Source organism: Shewanella cutis (assembly GCF_022410515.1).
GTDB lineage: Bacteria > Pseudomonadota > Gammaproteobacteria > Enterobacterales > Shewanellaceae > Shewanella > Shewanella cutis.
This window is the reverse complement of sequence record NZ_JACSDI010000007.1, coordinates 1-20,999: the sequence shown is the minus strand read 5'-3', so window position 1 is coordinate 20,999 and position 20,999 is coordinate 1. Positions and strand designations below refer to the sequence as shown.

19 protein-coding genes are annotated in these 20,999 nt (G+C 46.6%); 3 read left to right on the top strand and 16 right to left on the bottom strand.

Going from position 1 to position 20,999, the window contains the following annotated elements:
* Positions 1-49 precede the first annotated feature (49 nt).
* Complete coding sequence (locus tag H9J30_RS11335) at positions 50-574, top strand: DUF6942 family protein (protein WP_240131127.1); 525 nt, start codon at positions 50-52, stop codon at positions 572-574.
* A 60-nt stretch (positions 575-634) separates the two neighbouring features.
* Here H9J30_RS11335 and nadE read toward each other — a convergent pair whose 3' ends face one another.
* From nadE to H9J30_RS11265, 15 genes are all read right to left on the bottom strand, one after another.
* A complete protein-coding gene (nadE, locus tag H9J30_RS11330; RefSeq protein ID WP_240131126.1) occupies positions 635-1,465 on the bottom strand; it encodes an ammonia-dependent NAD(+) synthetase in 831 nt (276 codons plus the stop codon).
* Positions 1,466-1,689: 224 nt separating this feature from the next.
* Positions 1,690-2,994, bottom strand: coding sequence for an inosine/guanosine kinase (locus H9J30_RS11325; RefSeq protein WP_240131125.1), 1,305 nt, complete (start codon positions 2,992-2,994; stop codon positions 1,690-1,692).
* A 192-nt stretch (positions 2,995-3,186) separates the two neighbouring features.
* Positions 3,187-4,233: a ferrochelatase gene (gene hemH / locus H9J30_RS11320; protein WP_240131124.1), complete on the bottom strand. Its 1,047-nt coding sequence runs from the start codon at positions 4,231-4,233 to the stop codon at positions 3,187-3,189.
* Positions 4,234-4,312: 79 nt separating this feature from the next.
* Positions 4,313-4,957, bottom strand: coding sequence for an adenylate kinase (adk, locus tag H9J30_RS11315; RefSeq protein ID WP_011072102.1), 645 nt, complete (start codon positions 4,955-4,957; stop codon positions 4,313-4,315).
* A gap of 140 nt (positions 4,958-5,097) precedes the next feature.
* Positions 5,098-5,961, bottom strand: coding sequence for a co-chaperone YbbN (locus tag H9J30_RS11310; RefSeq protein ID WP_240131123.1), 864 nt, complete (start codon positions 5,959-5,961; stop codon positions 5,098-5,100).
* 120 nt (positions 5,962-6,081) lie between these two features.
* Positions 6,082-7,995: a molecular chaperone HtpG gene (gene htpG / locus H9J30_RS11305; RefSeq protein ID WP_240131122.1), complete on the bottom strand. Its 1,914-nt coding sequence runs from the start codon at positions 7,993-7,995 to the stop codon at positions 6,082-6,084.
* Positions 7,996-8,283: 288 nt separating this feature from the next.
* Positions 8,284-8,883: a recombination mediator RecR gene (gene recR, locus H9J30_RS11300; protein ID WP_169547721.1), complete on the bottom strand. Its 600-nt coding sequence runs from the start codon at positions 8,881-8,883 to the stop codon at positions 8,284-8,286.
* Positions 8,884-8,895: 12 nt separating this feature from the next.
* The gene (locus H9J30_RS11295; RefSeq protein ID WP_041409075.1) at positions 8,896-9,225 is read right to left on the bottom strand and encodes a YbaB/EbfC family nucleoid-associated protein; all 330 of its coding nucleotides are present in this window, start codon (positions 9,223-9,225) and stop codon (positions 8,896-8,898) included.
* Between the two features lie 228 nt (positions 9,226-9,453).
* Positions 9,454-12,432: a DNA polymerase III subunit gamma/tau gene (dnaX, locus tag H9J30_RS11290; RefSeq protein ID WP_240131121.1), complete on the bottom strand. Its 2,979-nt coding sequence runs from the start codon at positions 12,430-12,432 to the stop codon at positions 9,454-9,456.
* 129 nt (positions 12,433-12,561) lie between these two features.
* Positions 12,562-13,113 carry an adenine phosphoribosyltransferase gene (apt, locus tag H9J30_RS11285; RefSeq protein ID WP_240131120.1) on the bottom strand — a complete coding sequence of 184 codons (552 nt, stop codon included), beginning with the start codon at positions 13,111-13,113 and terminating at the stop codon, positions 12,562-12,564.
* 180 nt (positions 13,114-13,293) lie between these two features.
* Complete coding sequence (locus H9J30_RS11280; protein ID WP_240131119.1) at positions 13,294-13,662, bottom strand: YbaN family protein; 369 nt, start codon at positions 13,660-13,662, stop codon at positions 13,294-13,296.
* Between the two features lie 99 nt (positions 13,663-13,761).
* On the bottom strand, positions 13,762-13,884 hold the full coding sequence (locus H9J30_RS21630; RefSeq protein ID WP_011072094.1) for a hypothetical protein: 123 nt from the start codon (positions 13,882-13,884) through the stop codon (positions 13,762-13,764).
* Positions 13,885-14,045: 161 nt separating this feature from the next.
* Entirely contained in the window at positions 14,046-14,786 is a 741-nt protein-coding gene (locus H9J30_RS11275; protein ID WP_240131118.1) for an HvfC family RiPP maturation protein, read from the bottom strand.
* Positions 14,786-15,625: an HvfB family MNIO-type RiPP peptide maturase gene (locus H9J30_RS11270; RefSeq protein WP_240131117.1), complete on the bottom strand. Its 840-nt coding sequence runs from the start codon at positions 15,623-15,625 to the stop codon at positions 14,786-14,788. The genes H9J30_RS11275 and H9J30_RS11270 overlap by 1 nt, the downstream gene beginning before the upstream one ends.
* A 90-nt stretch (positions 15,626-15,715) precedes the next feature.
* Complete coding sequence (locus H9J30_RS11265; protein WP_240131116.1) at positions 15,716-16,147, bottom strand: HvfA family oxazolone/thioamide-modified RiPP metallophore; 432 nt, start codon at positions 16,145-16,147, stop codon at positions 15,716-15,718.
* Positions 16,148-16,415: 268 nt separating this feature from the next.
* Here H9J30_RS11265 and H9J30_RS11260 point away from each other — a divergent pair, with 268 nt between their 5' ends.
* Both H9J30_RS11260 and H9J30_RS11255 read left to right on the top strand, forming a co-directional pair.
* Positions 16,416-17,363 (top strand): tRNA-dihydrouridine synthase, encoded by a 948-nt coding sequence (locus tag H9J30_RS11260; protein WP_240131115.1) that lies wholly within the window; start codon positions 16,416-16,418, stop codon positions 17,361-17,363.
* Positions 17,364-17,504: 141 nt separating this feature from the next.
* The gene (locus tag H9J30_RS11255) at positions 17,505-17,864 is read left to right on the top strand and encodes a TraR/DksA family transcriptional regulator (protein WP_240131114.1); all 360 of its coding nucleotides are present in this window, start codon (positions 17,505-17,507) and stop codon (positions 17,862-17,864) included.
* Between the two features lie 74 nt (positions 17,865-17,938).
* Here the strand turns inward: H9J30_RS11255 and H9J30_RS11250 are convergent, their stop codons facing one another.
* Complete coding sequence (locus H9J30_RS11250) at positions 17,939-20,596, bottom strand: TonB-dependent receptor (protein WP_240131113.1); 2,658 nt, start codon at positions 20,594-20,596, stop codon at positions 17,939-17,941.
* Positions 20,597-20,999 lie beyond the last annotated feature (403 nt).

Here is a 20,999-nt window from a genome sequence, read left to right as displayed (position 1 = left end):
ATGGATTAGGCGTTAAGATCCATCCAGTGTTCTTAACAGCGATCCCCTTATGCAACTTGGCCCTACTATTACGACCTACGCATTTTATCTTCCTAATGCTCCTGAACGCCCCGAAAATTGGCATTGCCAACGGGACAACGCAATTGCAGAACTTATCGCCTTAAATGGCAATCATTGGCGTAAGATTTTCACTATCATGGCAAAAATCTGTACTAACGGGGAAGATTGGCGTCACTATCGCGACCATTTATTACTCAAAAAACACGAAATGCTCTTAATTGGTGCTAATGCCCTATCGCCCCATGCCAGCATTCACATTGTATGTGGGCAAGCTGCTGCAAAGCCTTTGGGATTGAGTGCTGGGCAGTTCAATACACCATTATCAAACCTGCAAACAGTCCATCAACCGCTGCTGCATGAGTCACAGGGTAAGCTGCAAGACGTCACTGAGATAATGCAAACTTCCTCAGTACAGAAGGATCAAGTGCTGCTCATGCCCTATCTCGACTATCGCCAATACTCGAACGCCTTGATTGCGCTTACACGCTCGCATATAAAAAACGTATCTGCTTGATAAAATCCCATAAAAAAGCACCCGAATAGGCCGAGTGCTTTTAGGGAAAACCTAGCAAGGTTAGTCGTAAATCGTCGGGATCGGCTGGCGCTTATGTTGGGTTGCCTTATAGATATTGATGAGTTTCTCTTCAACCGCTTTATCAACCACTTTCCCTTCGAGGAAATCATCAATTTGCTCATAGGTCAGCCCGAGCGCGACTTCATCTTCGAGTAGCGGTTTATTGTCTTCTAAATCCGCCGTGGGCGCCTTGTAAACTAATGACTCAGGTGCACCAAGATAGGCAGCTAATTGGCGCACTTGGCGTTTATTGAGGCCAAATAGAGGCGCGAGATCGCAGGCACCATCGCCCCATTTAGTATAAAAACCGGTAATGTTTTCGGCGCTATGATCAGTCCCCACCACTAAGCCGCCGACTAATCCCGCTAACTCATACTGGGTAATCATGCGCATCCGCGCTTTAACATTGCCCTTAACAAAATCCACTTTCGCCTCATCCGGCATACTCAGTCCCGCCTCAACAAACGCACTTAAGGTGGCTTGATGCACGCCATCAACACCTTGATGCACATTTACTGTGACTAATTTTGATGGCTGAATAAATTGGCAGGCTTGCTGAGCTTCATGCTCATCTTTTTGGATCTGATAGGGTAAACGCACCGCGATAAACTGATAACCGCCCTCGGGATGTTCACTATTAAGGCTATCAATGGCCAATTGGCATAAACGCCCCGCTGTCGACGAATCCACACCACCGCTGATCCCTAATACCAACGCCTTACTGCGGGCCTCTTTGAGCTTAGTTTTAATAAACGCCACGCGGCGCTGCACTTCAAACTCAGGCTCAATCGCCTTGAGTACCTTCATTTCTCTTAAGATCTGCGCTTTCACCGAAAATTCCACCTTAAATATTCGCTGTTATTGGGAGCAGTAAACCGCTTAACGTTATCATTTATTCGGGCCTGCCAGTAGCAAAAATTCATCCGTACTGTGCTAATTGTTGGGAAAATGTCATCTATCCCGATAGCTTAACCTGCTCATTAGATTTGCACCTAAAAACAACAAGGGCAATAACGGTTTGCCGCTATTGCCCTTGTTTACTCGGTCGGTGCTGCTTATCTTTCCCAGTAGGATTCTTCTAAGCTGTCTTCACGCTCAGGTAACCCACGGGACAAACGCGGACTATGCTGCGCTAATACTTCATAGGCCACGCGGTTAGCGTACTTACAAATTTGTGAGAAGGATGAATAACATAAACCATCACGTTTATGTTTGCTCGAACCAGGCACATTAGTCTTGTGGAAGGTATTTGCCGCCAAATCGTGCAATAACGCCGACAGCGCGCCATCACCTGCGCCATTGGTATTGCCTATTTTCTCCGGTCCGCCCATGTAAGGGGAAATATGGGCATAGACTTTAATCGGATTTTCGCAGTCGCTCTTGAGCTTAGGGCGCGAGAACTCGTAACGGTTAAATTCGGGAATGGCACCTGGCAATAACGTATGAGAAGTTTCACGTTTTTCGGCATCATCGGTGTAACCAGCAGTATAAAGCCCGATGGGCCCAGCCGTGGTTAGCACCATATCGCACCATTCGAGGGCTTTTTCGCTGGCAAGCAGGGGATCGCGAAACCCAGTTAACGCCTCGCCTTCATCTTCGTTCATCGCCAAAATGGTCACATGCTCTTGGATAAAGTTTTGCCACCAAATTGGGTCTTCTTCAATCAAAAACCGGGTGCCTAAGGTTAATACCACGGGCACTTCAGCTGCTTTTGCGTATTCAATCGCGCACATGGCTGCATCGGTGATCCTGTCGCCACCGCTGGCACGCATTAAATAGGCGGTCAATACTAAGGCCGAACTGCCCTGTACTATGTCTTTATCAATATATTCAGGGGTTAACTTATCCATTGCCCCTTTACTGATCGCAAAGGTGCGCTCGCCACAATCTGAGATCAGGGTAAAACAACGGCCAATTGGGCCATCGACAGGTTGTAGATAGTTAAGATCAACCTTAGAAGAAGTGTTACAGAGGTAACGGTAAGCGTAACTGCCCACTTCAATATTTTGGCTCATCACCCCAAACAGCACTGAGCGATCGTCGGCCAAAATAGAATAATTGTGCACAGTGTTACCAATGGTGCCGCCAGCAAATTCATCGCTTATCAAACCGTTCTGTTTCAGCTCGGTATACAGCGTATGCGCTTGTTCATCATTGATAAGCGTTGAATTGCCTTTAGGTAAACCGTAACGACTCAGTAATTCGTCTTCCACTTTAGCTTCAATATCCACTAAGGTTTGATCGATACCGCTAATATAAGTCGCAAAGGGCTGGGGTTGCTGCGTTAATTGCTCGAGCAAGGGGTCACGGGTTTTGACCGGAAAATAATGTTTCGATTTGCGCTGACCGGGAAACTTCATAGTGGCTCTCTTTTCCTGGCATCCATGCTAATGGGCATTACAACGAGCGTGCGCTCATTGTGTCCTAAAAATAATGAGTCTAGGCTAGAGAGACCAAAAATCCACTCCCGAGCCACAAAGGGCGCAGATTCTACCATAAAATCAGCACGAAACTAGGTCGAGTACAGGCTTCTACGGTAGATTTTTTTACCGTCATTCTGCACTTATCCAAGATTGGGTTTGTTCTTGTACTAATAACCTGAGTAGCTCTATATGTAGCTCATCATCATTCAAACAAGGAATAAAATGATAGGCTTCGCCGCCCGCATGAAGAAACGTCTCTTTTGCGCCAATCGAGATTTCTTCTAGGGTTTCTAGGCAATCGGTGGCAAAGGCAGGGCAAATCACATTGACACTTTTCACGCCTTGGCGGGGTAAATCGGCCAGCAGCTCATCGGCATAAGGGGTTAACCACTCTTCTTTACCGAAGCGGGATTGGAAACATACTTGCCATTGTCCGTCGGTCAAGCCTAAGGCCTGCGCTAATAACTTGGCGGTGGTGCGGCACTGCTCTGGGTATGGGTCGCCTTCGGTCGCGTAGCGCAGCGGGATCCCGTGGAAAGATAAAATCAGCTTATCGGCCTGCCCATGGATTTTCCAATGGCGCTTTACCGAATGTGCCAGTGCCGCAATATAAGCTTCATGGTCGAAATACTGCTTGTTAAAACGCAGCTCTGGTATATCACGCACGCGAGTCAAATAATGCGCTACAGCATCAAACACACTGGCGACGGTTGAGCAGGAATACTGCGGATAAAGCGGCAGCACCACGATACGCTCGGCGCCTTGGGCTTTGAGTTTGGTAAAGCCACTCTCAATTGAAGGATTGCCATAGCTCATACCCAGTTCCACCGGAATGGTCTGATTAAAGGTGGCACTTAAATCCGTCGCTAACTTCTGCGCCTGCTGCTCACTTATCACCATTAACGGCGAACCTTGCTCCGTCCACACACTTTGATAAAGTTTAGCGACCTTCTTAGGACGGGTGTTCAGAATAATCCCCTGCAAAATCGGTTGCCACAACCAAGGGGATAAATCGACGACCCGAGGATCACTTAAAAACTGCTTGAGGAATCGCTTAACCGCTTTGGGAGTGGGTTCATCGGGCGTGCCGAGATTGACCAATAACACGCCAAACGCAGGAGAGGGAGAAGTCAATGTGTTACCTTTTATCAGCCTAATACCTCGGCAGGCTAACATTCAGTTGCCAATAAAAAAAGCCTGCAATCGCAGGCTTTTTCTTAATATGAGAACTTGTTCGCGAATTTAAGCGATGTGCTTATTTAAGCACGCTGGCAAGCTGCTCGCTCACCGCGGCAACTGACTGAGTACCATCAAATTTGTGGTATTGAGTGTTACCCGCCGCAGCGACTTTACCATAGTACTCAACCAATGGCTTAGTTTGCTCATGGTAAATACCTAAACGCTTACGTACTGTGGCTTCTTCGTCGTCTGGACGAATCGCTAAGTCTTCACCCGTCACGTCATCCTTGCCTTCCACTTTAGGTGGATTGAATACAACGTGGTAAACACGACCAGAACCGGGGTGAACGCGACGACCGCTCATGCGCTTAACGATTTCCTCGTCGGGTACGTCGATTTCGATGACGTGATCAATGCTGATACCGTTTGCCGCCATCGCATCCGCTTGTGGGATAGTGCGTGGGAAACCGTCTAACAGGAAACCTTTAGCACAGTCGTCCTGTGCGATACGCTCTTTAACCAGTCCAATGATCAGATCATCAGAAACCAGTTGGCCTGCATCCATCACTTTCTTGGCTTCTAAACCCAGCGGAGTACCGGCTTTAACGGCCGCACGTAACATATCGCCAGTAGAAATTTGTGGGATACCATACTGTTCCATAATGAACTGGGCCTGGGTACCTTTACCGGCACCTGGGGCGCCCAATAGGATAATGCGCATCTCAAGAGTCCTCTTTTCGCATTGATATTCTTCTTAGGCCGGCGATCTTCGCACATCTGGCCGCCATTGAGAAGGCTTTTAGCTTCGACTTTAGCCTCAGAAACCACAAATAAATCGCAGTTTTGCGGCATTTTTAACCATTAATAGAGCAAGGTATAAAGCTTACGGCGATATTGGTTTGCCAAACTATTACCTTGGCCAAGCGCAGTCAAAATCTCCATAAAGGTTTGTTTTACTTTGCCATTTTCAGCACTTAAATCCTTAGATAATACGCCGTATAAATGGATGAGCGCTTCTTCATCGCGGTGGGCCGAATGCAGCGCCTTACAAAGTTCGAGTAATAACACTAAATCCTGTGGGTTTTGCTCGAATTTTTGCTGTAGGTCGCGAATTTCAGGGGTATCCGCCGCATCGAGCGCCAGTGTCAGTTTGGCTTTTAAACTCTGATAATAACCGTCTTGGAAGGCAAGGCCAATTTGCTCAAGTAACCCTTGCGCTTGGGCTAGCTCACCCTGCATCAAGTACACATCGGCGAGCACTAAACTCACCTCGGCAGCATGGTTAGAGGTGCTATAGGCGTCTTTCAGTAACACGGCCGCGGTGGTTAAATCTTCCACCGACACTTGGCTTAGGGCTAACAGTGCTTTGGCTTGCTCAAGTTGCAATTGCCACAATGGCGGCAAATGCTTTTCGAGCATGGCGCTCACCTGCGCCGCCTCTTGCAGCCCCGCAAAACCATCGATAGGCTGGCCCTTATCAAGCACTAAAGTGGTCGGTAAGGCTTGAATGCGGAAATAGTTCGCGATTTCCAGTTCGGCTTCACAGTTCACTTTCGCTAGCACAAAACGGCCAGCATGCTGCCTGGCAAGTTGCTCGAGAGTTTGCACCATGGCAACACTCTGCTGCTGTGGCTGGGCCCAAAATACCATCACCACCAGTTGCTGCATCGAAGCATCAACCACTTGCTGAATATTGTCTTTGGTTAGATCGAGGATATTGTCCATGGTATTTCCTTTACTTCCAAACTGGCACCTCTACGGGGAAATGCCCTAGGGTAATGCGACTTGTGATGCCTAAAAGTAAATCGGGGCACTTGCGTCTTAACTCAAGTGCCCCCGAATGTCTTACTTCAGGCTCGCCAATAACATTTGGTTCATCAGCTTAATAAAGGCCGATGGATCCGCAAGGCTACCCTTCTCTGACAATTGCGCCTGTTGTAGCAGTAAGTTTGACCAATCTGCGAAGGCGGCTTCATCTTGAAGATCATTCAGGCGCGACACTAATGGATGCGCTGGGTTTACCTCAAACGTCGGCTTAACCTCTGGCACTGGCTGGCCGGCAGCCTGCATCAGTTTGATCATTTGCGTCGACATGTCACCTTCACCCGTGACCACACAGGCAGGGGTATCGGTTAAGCGTGAAGTGACTTTCACATCGGCCACGCTAGCGCCTAATGCCGCTTTAATGCGCTCAATCAGTGGTGCTGACTCTTCGGCGAGTTTCTCCTGCGCTTCCTTCTCAGCCGCATCTTCAAGCTCACCTAATTCCAGCTCGCCACGGGTGACTGAGTGCAATTGTTTTTCTTTGTACTCAGTTAAGTGGTTGATTAACCATTCGTCGATACGCTCAGACATCAATAAAACTTCGATGCCTTTCTTACGCAGCAGCTCTAAGTGAGGACTGTTGGCGGCCGCTTCGTGGCTATCAGCAACGATATAATAAATCTTAGTTTGGCCTTCCTTCATGCGGCTAATGTAGTCATCGAGTGATACAGTCGGTGCCGCACTGCCAGTGTGGGTCGAGGCAAAGCGCAATAAACCTGCGATACGCTCACGGTTTGCAAAGTCTTCCGCTGGACCTTCCTTCAACACTTGGCCAAATTCGGCCCAGAATTTTTGGTATTTTTCCGCATCGTCTTTTGCCAGTTTTTCCAACATACCTAGCACGCGCTTAGTGATACCAGTGCGCATCGCTTTAGTGATGTGGTTGTCCTGCAAAATCTCGCGGGACACGTTCAGCGGCAAATCGTTTGAGTCAATCAAACCCTGCACAAAGCGCAGGTAAGATGGCATAAACTGCTCGGCGTCATCCATGATAAACACGCGCTGAACAAAGAGTTTCAGGCCATGTTTACGGTCACGGTTCCACAGATCCCATGGCGCTTTTGAAGGGATATACAACAGGTTAGTGTATTCCTGTTTACCTTCAACCCGGTTATGGCTCCACAGCAACGCATCAGTGTAATCGTGGGAAATATGCTTATAAAATTCTTGGTACTCTTCGTCAGTGATCTCAGACTTATTTCGCATCCACAGCGCTGTCGCCTTGTTCATGACTTTCCAGTGACCCTCGGTTGCAGGGATTTTTTCACCGTCTGGGCCATCGCGCTCAGGGGTGCCTTCCTGCCACATTTCTACTGGGATTGAAATATGGTCTGAGTATTTAGTGATGATGGAGCGCAGGCGCCAATCGTCAGCAAATTCTTTTTCGTCATCACGTAGGTGCAGGGTGATTTCAGTACCACGGCTGGCCTTGGTGATCGTTTCAACGGTGAAGCTACCCTCACCTTCTGATTCCCACAATACGGCTTCATTGGCCTTATGGCCTGCCGCGCGGGTACGAACGGTGACTTTTTTCGCCACGATAAAGGCCGAATAGAAGCCCACACCGAACTGACCGATTAACTGCGAATCCTTTGAGGCTTCGCCTGAAAGGTTTTTGAAGAATTCGGCGGTGCCCGATTTTGCAATAGTACCTAAATGCTCAATCACGCCATCGCGGGTCATCCCCACGCCGTTATCTTCAATGGTCACAGTGCCTTTGTCTTTGTCTGCACTAATGCGCACACGTAGCTCACCGTCACCTTCGTATAATGCGTCATTGGTCAACGCAAGGTAACGCAGCTTATCAGCCGCATCCGCAGCGTTGGAGACCAGTTCACGCAAGAAAATTTCTTTGTTGGAATACAAAGAGTGGATCATCAAATGCAACAGCTGTTTGACTTCAGTTTGAAAACCATGAGTTTCTTGTTGTGACATGAAATTTTCCTTATTTGTTACGCAATTTGGTTAAAGCAAACGCTCAGTGTTTTATAAAATGGGGCTACAAATCTACTTTTCAAGTGGAAAGATAAAATCACCGATCAAATGGCGAAAATTAAGGCAGTATTAGCCCCAAATAACACTATTCCTATGTCAGTCTTAAGAAAGCAATGATAGCCCTGCACATGATAGCGACAAGCCTAGCGCCTATTCGCTAACCCAATGCGACCATAAAAAAACCCGCGAGCATGGGCCGGCGGGTTTTATGTTTAGGCAAATTAAGTGCTACAGCGGGATACGACCATTAAAGGACAACGCCAAGGTCGTACTGTCGACATATTCTAGCTCACCGCCAACGGGCACGCCGTGGGCAATGCGGCTGATCAGCACCTTGTGGCGCCTTGCCATATCGGCGATAAAGTGGGCGGTAGCCTCACCTTCAACCGTAGGATTAGTTGCTAAAATCAACTCGGCTACATCGCCTGAGGCTAGGTGACGCTCTAATAACGCCAAGCCTAACTCTTCTGGCCCCACCCCATCGAGGGGTGATAAGTGCCCAAGGAGCACAAAGTAGCGCCCAGAAAAATGTCCACCCGCTTCAATGGCTAATACATCAGCCGGTGTTTCGACCACACAAATTGTCGAAGACGAACCGCGCTTATGGCTAGCACAAATTGGACAGAGGGTTTCTTCAGTGTAGGTTCGGCAAGACTGACAATGACCGATATCACTCATGGCACTCGACAGCGCTGCGGCTAATTTAAGCCCCGCTTTTCTGTCACGCTCAAGTAATTGAAACGCCATACGTTGCGCCGATTTCGGCCCAACCCCTGGTAAACAACGCAGGGACTGAATTAACTCGTCAAGCAGGGGGCTAAATTTCATTGTCTATCTCAATTAAAATGGCATTTTCATGCCTGGTGGTAATTGCATACCGCCAGTCACTTCGGCCATTTTAGCTTTCTGATTTTCTTCGATACGACGCGCGGCATCGTTGCAAGCCGCGGCAATCAAATCTTCCAGCATCTCTTTGTCGTCTTCCATTAAGCTTGGGTCGATTTCGACTTTACGCACTGTATGCGCGCCTGTCATGGTCACTTTGACCAAACCCGCACCTGACTCACCGACCATTTCCATGCGGGCAATTTCTTCCTGCATTTTTGCCATTCTTTCTTGCATCATCTGGGCTTGTTTCATCAGATTGCCCATACCGCCTTTTCCAAACATAGTCATTTCTCTTCTATTAGGGTTAGTCGCAAGCTTTTAAGCTGGCTAATCTTACTGAAATAAATGGGATTGGCAATCTATGCCGTGATCCCATCGATAAACTTATGATCTTGATTGCGAGTTTTAGTCAAACTCAGTCACTCTTTGCATGAATGCGGTGTACTAAGGTCTCTCTGGCTTAAGTGACTCTAGCTTGAGTGACTCGGGATTTAGTTACTCTTGATTTAGTCACTCAGGCTCAGGTAACGCAGGGATAAGCCCACTGCGTTGGTTTAACAGCTCTGGTGGATAGAGCAAGCTATCATTTTCAAGCTCAGCCCCAAAGCGGTTGATAAGCCATTGCACATTATCATCCATTATCAGCGATTGCCGCGCCTGCTGCAGCAACTCTTGGTGAAAACGCTTACGCAGTTCTAAGGGCGTTTCCCGGGTAGGATCGGTTCCGATGACCACTTCAACCTGCCTTGGAGCGCCAAGGGCTGTGGTTAAGGCTTGCTCTAATTGCTCAATGGCCACCGGTGCCTGCAAGTGTTTTTGATCCGGTTTTAACAGTAATAGCAAGGGATTGCCCTGCACCTGACAAATCGAGTTCACCGCTAATTGGCGCACACGGCCGCCAATATCAAGGCTCGCCATTAACTTGTACCAATGTAAATCCAAGGGATGACCCGTGATAGATTGCGCGACCGTTAAGTCACTTGCAGGCGCAGGCTGCACTACGGGATCGCGCGGCGGCGTTGCAGGTACTTCATCAGGGTGATTCAACTGATGGCTCTGCCCTGCCGCTTGCTCGATTTGAGCCGCTTGAGTATTTGTAGGCAAAGTCAGCGCAGGTGCAACCTGAACGGGCTCCACTACCAAAGAAGGTGCAGTAACGCTTTCTTGGCGCTCATGGCTTTGTTCACTCGCTTTATGCGATGCGGTATGTAATTCGGTGTTAATCGCCTCACTTTGGGCAGCGGGGGCCTCTTCCCATGGCGGACGATCATTGGGATCAAGCGGCGGATGCTGCGCTGCTGCACTTTGCTGAGTAGATGGAACAATAGTCGAGTGGTTTATGGGCCGAGTACTAAGTGGTGCAAGCGGCGCATTGGTCGCTTTAGTGCTCAACTCAGGCTTGGTATAAATCTCAGCCTCAAAATCATCGTCAAAGGGCAGTTCGAAATCACTTTCAAATTGTGAAGTTACGGCATTTTGCGCAGGACGAGGACTCACATTGGCGCTTGTTGCTGGCCTAGAGTGAGCATTCGGTGTCGGCGTTTTTGCCTTAACGTCAGGAGATAACTTTTTTCCATCACCATCCTTCGTGCTTAACGCATCGAGATCCGACAGTAATGATTCCCGCGCTGCTAATACCGCCGATAAAATATCGTCATCCTCAAGGGAAAGCGTGACTTTTGGGGCTGGGGGATTATCGACGGCAAATGCTTGTCCTGTCTGGTTTGACGCACTATGTTGGGCGCTGCCATTGCTAAACAGATTGCCTTCACTCGCGCTAAATTGCTCTACTGCATGCTCAGCTGCATCCTCAGACATAAAATGCGCGTAATCATCCTGATAAGCATCAAGTGGCATCGATGTATCATAGCTTTGAGCATGATTGACTTGTGCATAATTGGATTGAGCATCGTTAGATTGAGCATAGTCATACTGCCCGTAGGCATCTGCTACACAAGGCTCTGGCGCTAAATCCCCTGCCGTATTTTGAGCATCTAATACATCTTCAGTAGCAGTCTGCTTGACCAATCCTGTATCTGGATCTGTAGGATCTGATGCATTAACATCTTGATTAAGCGCCGTATTTGAACTTACTACCGACTCAGCACCTGCGCCAAAACCTTGGCTTTGCGCTTGGCTTAAGATCACTTGCTGCTCGGCAATCAGAGCCGCATTAAGTTCAGGCTCATCATCCTCTAACGCAGTTTCAGGCATTGTATCTGATTGCAGCAGTGCCTCTGGATCAGCGAAGGTTGCTAACAGCGTTTTTTTTTCAGCCACAGGCGCATTTACGGCCTGTTGTCTCTCCGCTGGAACCTCTGGCGGTATTGTAGCTTGTGGGGTTAAAGCAGGTTGGGCAGACAAATCCACCTTAACCGCGTCATCCACTTGCCAGCGCTTAACGCTTTTTTCGGGGACAAAAGCAACAGCACGCAGTAATGCCATTTCAAGCCCTGACTTAGGATCAGGTGCATGGGGTAAGTCTTTGCGGCCCGTGAGTAAAATTTGGTAATACAGTTGCACTTGTTCAGGCGCTAACTGCTCTGCAAACGCTTGAATTTGCGCACTATACAGAGATTGCTGCGCCGCCGCGGGCGCAAATTGTGTCAGGGTAATTTGATGCAGTAATTCCAGTAAACTGCGCAGCACTTCTTGGGCATCTGCGCCATAGGCCAGCACCTGAGCACAGCTTTGCATCAACGCGCCAATATCAGCGTCAGTTAAGGCTTTGAGTAAGCCCAGCACATGCTGCTCATCAATACTACCGAGCATGGATTGCACTTGATTGAGCATCACAGTGCCGCCACCAAAAGCAATCGCTTGATCGGTCAAACTTAAGGCATCACGCATACTGCCATTCGCCGCTTTAGCAAGCAGGGTTAAGGCTTCGTGCTCAAAGGGCAATTGCTCTTGGGTTAAAATATGCTGTAGCTGAGTGCCAATTTCCTGCTGGGTTAAGCTCTTTAAATTAAATTGCAGACAGCGGGATAACACAGTCACCGGCAGCTTTTGCGGATCGGTCGTCGCCAGCAAAAACTTCACATGCTCGGGCGGTTCTTCAAGGGTTTTAAGCAGCGCATTAAAACTGCTACGGGACAGCATATGCACTTCATCGATTAGATAAACCTTAAAACGGCCTCGGGTCGGACGATATTGCACATTATCTAAGAGTTCACGGGTGTCATCGACCTTAGTGCGGGATGCCGCATCGACTTCAATTAAGTCAACAAAACGACCTTGGGCGATTTCGACACAGCTGCCACAGACGCCGCAGGGGGAAGCCGTTACACCAGTTTCACAGTTTAAGCCTTTAGCAAAGAGTCTTGCCAAGCTGGTCTTACCCACCCCGCGTGTACCTGTAAAAAGATAAGCGTGGTGTAAACGTTGCTGCGTTAACGCATTAGTGAGCGCGTGTAACACATGGCTTTGGCCGACCATCTGTTCGAATGTGGCAGGGCGCCATTTTCTGGCTAACACCTGATATGACATGGAACTCCCCAATGTGCATGACAAGAATGTTGGTACAAAAAAGGGGATCGCGCCCCGAGATAATAGCAAGATAACATGTCAATTAACGACACGCTATTAAACTATCCCAAGGCGCCTTTAGCTGAAGAATTATTCGCCTTCAAACTCACAAAGTTTAACCAACTCAAGACCTAAGGCAGTTAAACGGGCTTCGCCACCTAAATCAGGTAACGAAATCACAAAAGCGGCATCTTGCACTTCACCACCCAATTGGCGGATAAGTTTAACCGTCGCTTCGATAGTACCACCAGTCGCCAGTAAATCATCAACCACTAATACTTTATCGTTCGCGGTAATCGCATCAGTATGGATTTCAAGGCTATCGTGACCATACTCCAGCTCATAGCTTTGGCTGATAGTAGCACGCGGCAATTTACCCGGCTTACGTACAGGCACAAAACCAATGCCTAACCCCAGCGCTAAAGGCGCACCAAACAGAAAACCACGGGCTTCGGTACCCACAATCTTGGTAAAGCCTTTGTTGCGGTAATGCTCAACTAATAAATCGATAGTCGCTTTATAAGCGGCAGCATTTTCCAGCAGACTAGTCACATCGCGAAATAGAATCCCTTCCTTAGGATAATTAGGAATGGTTTTAATGCTTTGCTTTATCAAGGATAAGGTTTCTGTATTCATAGCCATTTAATTTAACTTAATCGTTTTGCCACGCTTATTGCTGGCAGTAAAAACAAAACGTCCACAGCGAGTGTGGACGAGCTTTAATAATTCGCCCAAAGCTTATGCCGCTTTAGTTTGAGTTGCAACTAACAGCGTATTCAAGTGACGAATTGGTTATCAATTTGTGCCTTAGATCAAATGTGCTTAGGATTCGATTTCAGGAATTGTTTTAAGATACCAGAGCAATCCGCACGCCATGGTGAGCAGCAGCAACTTCACCCATACAATCGGGACCACTAGAATGCTAACGCTAAAACTGAGTCCCGAGAGTAACATCGCCCTGCGTTTAAGGCCTGGGCGCATAGCTCGATGGGTTTGCCATTGAGTGAGCGCATCAGCAAACCAAGGGTGGGTCATTAACCACTGATGCAAACGCTCGCTCGAACGGGCAAAGCAATAAGCCGCGAGTAAAATAAACGGCACAGTCGGCAACAGCGGCACGACAATACCTATCAGTCCAAGGCCCAACGCAAGACAGCCTATAAATAAAAACAATCCGCGTTTCAGTATCATAGTGTGTTTATGACCATAGTATGTAGATGCCTCAAACTTAAAAACAAAAGCCACTCTCAGAGTGGCTAATTGTATACTCAACTTGAGATGAAAACCTGCTTAAATTAAACCTAATTGCTTTAACCATGTCAGGCTTGCAGGAAGCGTCGGCAACAGTAAGACTAAGATAAAACCAATAAAATACATAACGTTAAATGGGTCTTTAAATGGCTGACTGCTCATTACAGCTCCTCAAATTAAATGTGTGCAAAGATATGTGCGCAGGAATCTTACAGTGACGAAGATCACAAAACGGGCGCCATTGTAGCGGTTTGCCACATCAACAAAAACCCTTTTTTTATATGGTTATTGCAATTATTTTGCTGGTTTAGCGACATAAGCCTCTACACGCCGCGCACAATGCCTTTAGTAGCCAGTTGCTCAAGTAGCGCTAGACAGCCTTGAGTTAAGGCCGCTGTTGGCATTTGTGGGTAAGTCGCCGCTAGCCATTGAGTTAATTCATCAAAAGTGCCTTGTCCCTTTTCAGTTAAATAACCCAGCACTTGTGCGCTTAATGGCGTTAATTGCAGAAAGCCCACATCGCCTACTTCATCCTGATAAAGACAAAAATAGACTGGGTTTACCAGCGGCTCTGAAGGACGATAATCTGAGCGTATTTGTTGCACCGGATACTGGTATTGGGCCACGCTCGCTGTTGCGGCCAAACACAGGTTTCGATAGGTAATATCTTCTTTACCAATAAGCACTTGGCGACTATCTTGCTGCGCCGTAGCCACCCGCAGTTCAAGCCATTCATAGTGGGCGAGTTCCAGCACAAAGGGCGGATCACTATCCATGGGGGAATATTGAAACTGCAGAAAATCTAAAAACTCCCCTGCAATATCAATAAAAATCGGTGATTTACAATCATGTTGACTAAAAAAAGCCTGCACTAAGATTCGCCACTGCTCCTCTGTGTATAAGCTCTTAAGTACGGGAAAGCCATTGGAGATAAATCCCATTACATTATTAAAAAAAAGCTCACGGTAAACCTGCATCCGCGCTAACGGCACCCCGACTGGAACGGGGCGTTGCGGATCGCGAATATAATCGATAAAGGATTGCTGTACTTGCTTAAAATCCATTAGGCAATCCTCTTATCTAGGTTACTTTTTGCCCGCGCTTGATAAGCATGAATTTGATTAATTTCATCCAATAAATGCGCTGTGGCGGGTAAATTAAAGTCACGCTCGAGCAGCGTTGGCAATACACCATGCTCGGCGTAGCAGCTATCAAGGAGTGCCCACACAGGATCATTAATATCGCTGCCGTGGGTATCAATCAATAATTCTTCAGACTCTTTAAAATGCCCAGCAATATGTAAGTAGGCAATCCGCTCAGTCGGCATCGCTTTTAAAAATGCCAGCGCATCGTATTGATGATTTATCGAGTTCACATAAATATTATTTACATCTAACAGGAGCTTACAGTCGGCTTCTTCTAACACCGCCGTCAAAAATGCCAGCTCAGTCATCTGTGCACTTGGCGTCGCATAAAAGGATACATTTTCCAAAATAAGCGGCCGCTCTAAAATATCCTCAACCTGCTTTACCCGCCTTGCGACATGCTTAACCGCGGCCTCGGTAAAAGGAATTGGCATAAGATCGTATAAATGGCCCGCTCCCGAGCAATAACTTAAATGCTCTGAATAAACATCGATTTGGTGCAAATCCATAAAGGCTTTAATGCGACGTACAAACTCAAGATCCAGCGGCTCAGGGCTGCCAATTGAGAGTGAAAGACCATGGCAGAAAAAGGTATGTTGCTCAGTTAACTGCCTAAATTGTTTTCCATATTTACCTCCAAGCGTCATCCAATTTTCAGGGGCGACCTCTAAAAAATCAATAGCACTTGGTAGCTGTTGGCAAAACTCACTGAGCATTTCACGCCGTAACCCCAATCCAACCAATCCACGTTCTTGCATCACTTTACCCCTTGATTTAGATGCCGCTAAACAAAGGCCAGCATAGGCTGGCCATGTTTTGAAGCGGGATCGCACTAAGTACAACTTAGCTTATTTCACTTCTTTTTTGACCGCTTCGGTCTTAGCGTCTACTTTTTCAGCTGCTTTTTTCATATCAGCGCCACATTTGCCTTCACCACACTTACCTTCGTGAGCTTTGTCTGCTGCGGCTTTTTTCATATCGGCGCCACATTTACCCTCACCACATTTGCCTTCGTGAGCTTTATCTGCCGCGGCTTTTTTCATATCCGCGCCGCATTTTGCTTCGCCGCATTTACCTTCTTTGGCTTTTTCTGCAGCCGCTTTTTTCATCTCGGCACCGCATTTACCCTCACCACATTTACCTTCAGAACCAACGAGTTGATAACCTGATTCCATGGTTTCAAATCCGAACAAATTGGTTTGCGCATTTACTGCGAATGCAAAACCGACCACCACAGTACCTAATGCCACTGCAACCGCTGTTTGCTTAACTGATTTCATATTCTTGCTTCCTTTTATTGATTAATGGTGGCCAACAACAGTGTTATCGTTGGCTTACTGCAAAAGACCTACCTCACCTCAGCTTTATTTCAAAAAATATCACCAAATCACAGAAATTATCAAAACATGCTGATAGGAAGTTAAATTTAGCAGATTAAATTGCCCTAAACAGTTATCACAATTGCCAAGCAGCTCTCTGCATGCTTTGTAACAGGGGCACGATAGGATAGAATGCACGCCCTTTGAAACTGGATATGGGTTAGTAGCAGTGCGCGTAATTTTGGCTCCGATGGAAGGCGTAGTTGATGACTTAATGCGAGATATTTTGTCGTCGATTAACCCCTACGATTTGCTCGTCACCGAATTTGTTCGCGTCGTTGACCAACTCTTACCAGAGAAAGTCTTTCTTAAACTCTGCCCAGAGCTACTCAATGGCGGCTATACCCCATCGGGTACCCCTGTTCGAGTACAACTGTTAGGGCAAGAACCCAACTGCATGGCCGAAAACGCCATGCGTGCCATTGAACTCGGCTCCCACGGCGTTGATGCTAATTTTGGTTGCCCCGCCAAGATGGTCAATCGCAGTAATGGCGGCGCTGTACTGCTGCAGTACCCCAATACTATTCACGATATTGTGCGCGCGATGCGCCAAGCTGTGCCTGCTGAACATCCAGTAACCGCGAAAATTCGTTTAGGTTACGAAGACAAATCGCTTTTTATGGAAAATGCACTGGCCGTCTATGAAGCGGGCGCAACTGAGCTTGCGATTCATGCCCGCAGTAAAGTAGATGGTTACAAACCACCCGCCTACTGGGAATACATCACCGAAGTGCGCGAACGCTTGCCGATTCCTGTGATTGCCAACGGTGAGATTTGGAACAGCGATGATGCCAAGCGTTGTATGCAAGTGACAGGCTGCGACAGCATCATGATTGGCCGCGGCGCGATTTCGCTCCCCAATCTTGCTGACACCATCAAAACAGGTGCAACGCCCTATAGTTGGGCCGACACGCTAGGGTTAATGCTCAGCTACACCCAAAGGGAACTCAGTGGCCGTAAGAGTGATTATTATCCAGCACGTATTAAACAATGGTTTAGCTATCTCAATCGGCAATATCCCGAGGCGGATACCTTGTTTAGGGAGCTTAGGATCTATAAAACCACTGAAGAAATTGTCCGCGTGCTAGAGCAAGCGCAACAAAACCTTAGCCAATAACCCCATACAAAAGTGGTGGTTTTTTATGTTAACTACCACGTTATCCTTAAAAATCGTACTGATACTTGATCTTTATCATAGTCGTTGGTAGTGAAACTATTAGACTGAATGCCCAGAGTTAGATAAAACAGGCGATTTTACGTGAGCACCACCCACATCAGACAAGAATTGTCAGAGCTTGAAGCTAATCTAAGGAAGGAAATCGGCGCGCTCCCTCAGTTTATTGAAATACTTGGGGCGCATTGTGCCAACCTTAGCCTAGGCGAACTCATCGACCTACTGGCAAAGAGTCATCTCGCAGATCACCCGCTATTTTGCCGCTTAAACCGCCTCGATGCCGCCTTTTGCCAACTGGACTTAGGTCTGTATGGCCTTTGTTCCGATTGCGAAACTGAAATCGAAGCTGAACGTTTAATGCAAGATCCCACCGAACAACGTTGCAGCTGCTGCGCTGAACATTATCAGCATGAGCATCGTCACGAGCTGCGGCTCAGTCATTAAAGCATTACGCGTTATATCTTAAACAAAAAAACCTCCGCAAGCGGAGGTTTGAGTTATCCAGGGAGGAGGATAACTTAAAACTTCTGGTTAATTCTCAGATAATATGTACGTCCCAGCACATCATATAGTCCGACGTTCACATCACGATAATCGGCATAGGTATAAAAGTTTGGAGCATCCGCATCAAACACATTATTTACCCCAACCGTGATTGAACCGTTGTACGCGTGGTTATAGGCAAACTGGATATTGTGTTTAAAGTAGTTTGAATAATCGACGTAAACATCAGTCTCTTCTAACTGATTGTAATAATCCGCAGATTGACGACCGATATAGACCACTGTCCATGCCGCTGAAAAATCGTCATATTTCCAACTGGTAGCAAAATTACCACGCCAATCAGGCGAATCGGTAAGTCCTGCATAATCAATCATCTCTGATTCGGCATTATCTTGCTTTTTAAAATCCAAAACATGGGTTAAATCGAGTCTGAAGTTAAAATCGCCAATTCCGGTTTCTAGGTTATAAGCAGTAACAAAATCAATACCCGACGTTTCAACCGTTGCGAGGTTGCGTACACCCGCTTCAATATATTCAATCTTGCCATCGGCACCACGGTGAACATAGGGTGATGAACCATTTTTAATTTCATCACGCAGAATGTCGTTCACACTTATCGACTCAATTTTATTCTCATAGGCAATTGAAAAGTAGGATAATTCGATATTCCAATTATCAGTAGCATTCCACACGCCACCTAACGTCAAGGAGTTACCCTCCTCAGCCTCAAGATCAGGATTGCCGCCATACCAAGTTTTGTGTTGATTACTGGTCGCACAATAAACCGCATCCACATTACCTGGCTCATTACACCAAAGCGAATCGACGGCTTTTTCAAAACTTAAGGATTGCGAAGAGAACATTTCACCCATATTGGGTGCTCGGAAAGAGTCACCGTAACTGGCACGCAGTAACAAGCTATCCACGGGGCGCCAACTAATACCAAATTTAGGCACTACGGCATCAAAAGTTGATGAATTAACCACCTGCCCTTGTGGACCCGTTAACGAGCCTTCCTGTTCATAACGCTCGTATCGAACGGCGACCGATAACTCAACATTCGCGGGTAAGCCAACTTGGAATTCTAAATAAGCTGCACTTCGATCACGGGTTGCATCCACATCATCGCCACCCGAGCCTCCAGATATAATGCCCGAAGCAGACTCAGGATCACTGGTTTGCTTAAACTTAATCATTTCATATTCAAGCCCACCTACCATAGCAACAGAAACATCGCCATTATCAACAAGCAGTGTCGAAGCTAATCCATCAATTTGAGTGCTTTCAAACTTACCTTGATACACGCCCGTATGAGCCGCCTTACGATACAACTCGGTCATCTGTTGATTCCACTGCTCATAACTCATGCCCGAGGTATTAAAAATATCATATTGCTCCGAGTCTATTCCCTGCTGAACTATCTCATCATTAATCAAGTTGTAATTAAATGAATTTGTGGTTGAGCGGGAATGTTGGGCATTTAATTCCCAATCAAGGCCATTGCCTACATCCAGCGTACCAATAAACCCGCCGAGAATATCGACATTATTGGTCTCAGTTAAGGTATCACGCTCGCCAATTTGGGCAGAGCGCATATAAAGTGTCATATCTTCCCCAACGGGGTTGAATTTATTATCAGCACTCATTACTGGATAATTTGTTGACACAGGTGTCCCTGCGTAACGCGTTTCAGTTTCAGCTAACGAGGCCGATGCTCGGCCTCTAAATTGAAGACCATCGGTAATTTCATAGGTGAAATTGGATAAAAAGGAATTACGGGTTTGATCACCAAATAACTTGGTCACTCTACCTGAATCATATAAACAGCGGCCATTATTATTTCCATCAGTTTTATCGACGGTATTTTCAGTTTGGTCACAAATATCTGAATTGCTATACCAGCTGCCGTTACCTGTGCCATATTTACCATTGGGCACAGAACTAAAACCACTGTAGGTTGCGTAACTCGGATCGTCCATATTCCAAATATCACGATCCATGACGGCTTTGGTATCATAATATTCATAGGTTAAGGTAATATTGCCTTTATCCGTATTATAACCTGTTGCAATGGATAAACGATTAGCATCACCGCCTTCAACACTAGGCTGCTCTGTACTGTAATCTAATTGCAAGCCATCAAATTCTTTTTTGGTAATAATGTTGATCACACCCGCAACGGCATCTGAACCATAAACGGCAGAGGCGCCATCACGTAGGATCTCAATACGCTCCACTATCGCCATTGGAATTGAGGATGTGTCAGCAACAGAGCCGGAGCTTGAGCTCGTACCAGGCATACGGCGGCCATCGAGCAACACCAAGGTTGCAGACGAGCCTAGCCCGCGAAGATTAACGCTGCTTGTTGAGCTTGCGCCTGAACCATAACCAGAAACGCCCCGCCATGAACCAAAACTATTGATTGCCGAGTTATTCAAAACATCGGCAACGGTTTTTTCGCCCGTCATGGCAATATCAGCTGCATTAATCACAGTGACAGGGGAAACGGTTTCCATATCCACCTGTTTAATACGTGATCCAGTGACTTCAATACGTTCAACTTTGGTATTTTCTTCTGCCGCAATCGTTATTCCAGATAATAAAACACTAGCAGAACCCATAGTGATTAGACTAGCTCGAACAGCTCTAGCGGCTAACGTTAGATGATGCATATATCTCTCCTTGAGGCTTAAATGAATAAACCCGTCTTGTTGTTATTTTAGTTAATTTTCAAGTTTACTTAACGCACCAATACTGTTAACAAAAACAAATATCGACAACAAAAATTAACCACTAACAAACAAATTGATACATACGCAATAAATTAATACTGGATTAAAAACGAACAAAACCAAACCTAAACAGAACATTAAAGATGATACCGCTAATTTAAGCGATTATTGATAAACTGATACAACTAGCATCAATTAGATATAAAACGTTAAGAAATGCCAATTCAACTAAATTCACACACACATTTAGCAAAATGTATCATTTTATTTTATGGTGATATTAGGCTGGTTCTAACTGATGGAAAAAATCAACAAGCAAAATAAAAACGCCACTCAAATTGAG

What these genes read in the sequence shown, in the direction of transcription:
- dnaX (WP_240131121.1), bottom strand. Translation starts at nt 12,432, where the DNA reads ATGTCATATCAGGTGTTAGCCAGAAAATGGCGCCCTGCCACATTCGAA.
- H9J30_RS11250 (WP_240131113.1), bottom strand. Translation starts at nt 20,596, where the DNA reads ATGCATCATCTAACGTTAGCCGCTAGAGCTGTTCGAGCTAGTCTAATC.
- apt (WP_240131120.1), bottom strand. Translation starts at nt 13,113, where the DNA reads ATGGCTATGAATACAGAAACCTTATCCTTGATAAAGCAAAGCATTAAA.
- H9J30_RS11310 (WP_240131123.1), bottom strand. Translation starts at nt 5,961, where the DNA reads ATGGACAATATCCTCGATCTAACCAAAGACAATATTCAGCAAGTGGTT.
- H9J30_RS11270 (WP_240131117.1), bottom strand. Translation starts at nt 15,625, where the DNA reads ATGCAAGAACGTGGATTGGTTGGATTGGGGTTACGGCGTGAAATGCTC.
- H9J30_RS21630 (WP_011072094.1), bottom strand. Translation starts at nt 13,884, where the DNA reads ATGAGCAGTCAGCCATTTAAAGACCCATTTAACGTTATGTATTTTATT.
- H9J30_RS11325 (WP_240131125.1), bottom strand. Translation starts at nt 2,994, where the DNA reads ATGAAGTTTCCCGGTCAGCGCAAATCGAAACATTATTTTCCGGTCAAA.
- recR (WP_169547721.1), bottom strand. Translation starts at nt 8,883, where the DNA reads ATGAAATTTAGCCCCCTGCTTGACGAGTTAATTCAGTCCCTGCGTTGT.
- adk (WP_011072102.1), bottom strand. Translation starts at nt 4,957, where the DNA reads ATGCGCATTATCCTATTGGGCGCCCCAGGTGCCGGTAAAGGTACCCAG.
- H9J30_RS11265 (WP_240131116.1), bottom strand. Translation starts at nt 16,147, where the DNA reads ATGAAATCAGTTAAGCAAACAGCGGTTGCAGTGGCATTAGGTACTGTG.
- H9J30_RS11280 (WP_240131119.1), bottom strand. Translation starts at nt 13,662, where the DNA reads ATGATACTGAAACGCGGATTGTTTTTATTTATAGGCTGTCTTGCGTTG.
- H9J30_RS11335 (WP_240131127.1), top strand. Translation starts at nt 50, where the DNA reads ATGCAACTTGGCCCTACTATTACGACCTACGCATTTTATCTTCCTAAT.
- H9J30_RS11275 (WP_240131118.1), bottom strand. Translation starts at nt 14,786, where the DNA reads ATGGATTTTAAGCAAGTACAGCAATCCTTTATCGATTATATTCGCGAT.
- htpG (WP_240131122.1), bottom strand. Translation starts at nt 7,995, where the DNA reads ATGTCACAACAAGAAACTCATGGTTTTCAAACTGAAGTCAAACAGCTG.
- hemH (WP_240131124.1), bottom strand. Translation starts at nt 4,233, where the DNA reads ATGTTAGCCTGCCGAGGTATTAGGCTGATAAAAGGTAACACATTGACT.
- H9J30_RS11295 (WP_041409075.1), bottom strand. Translation starts at nt 9,225, where the DNA reads ATGTTTGGAAAAGGCGGTATGGGCAATCTGATGAAACAAGCCCAGATG.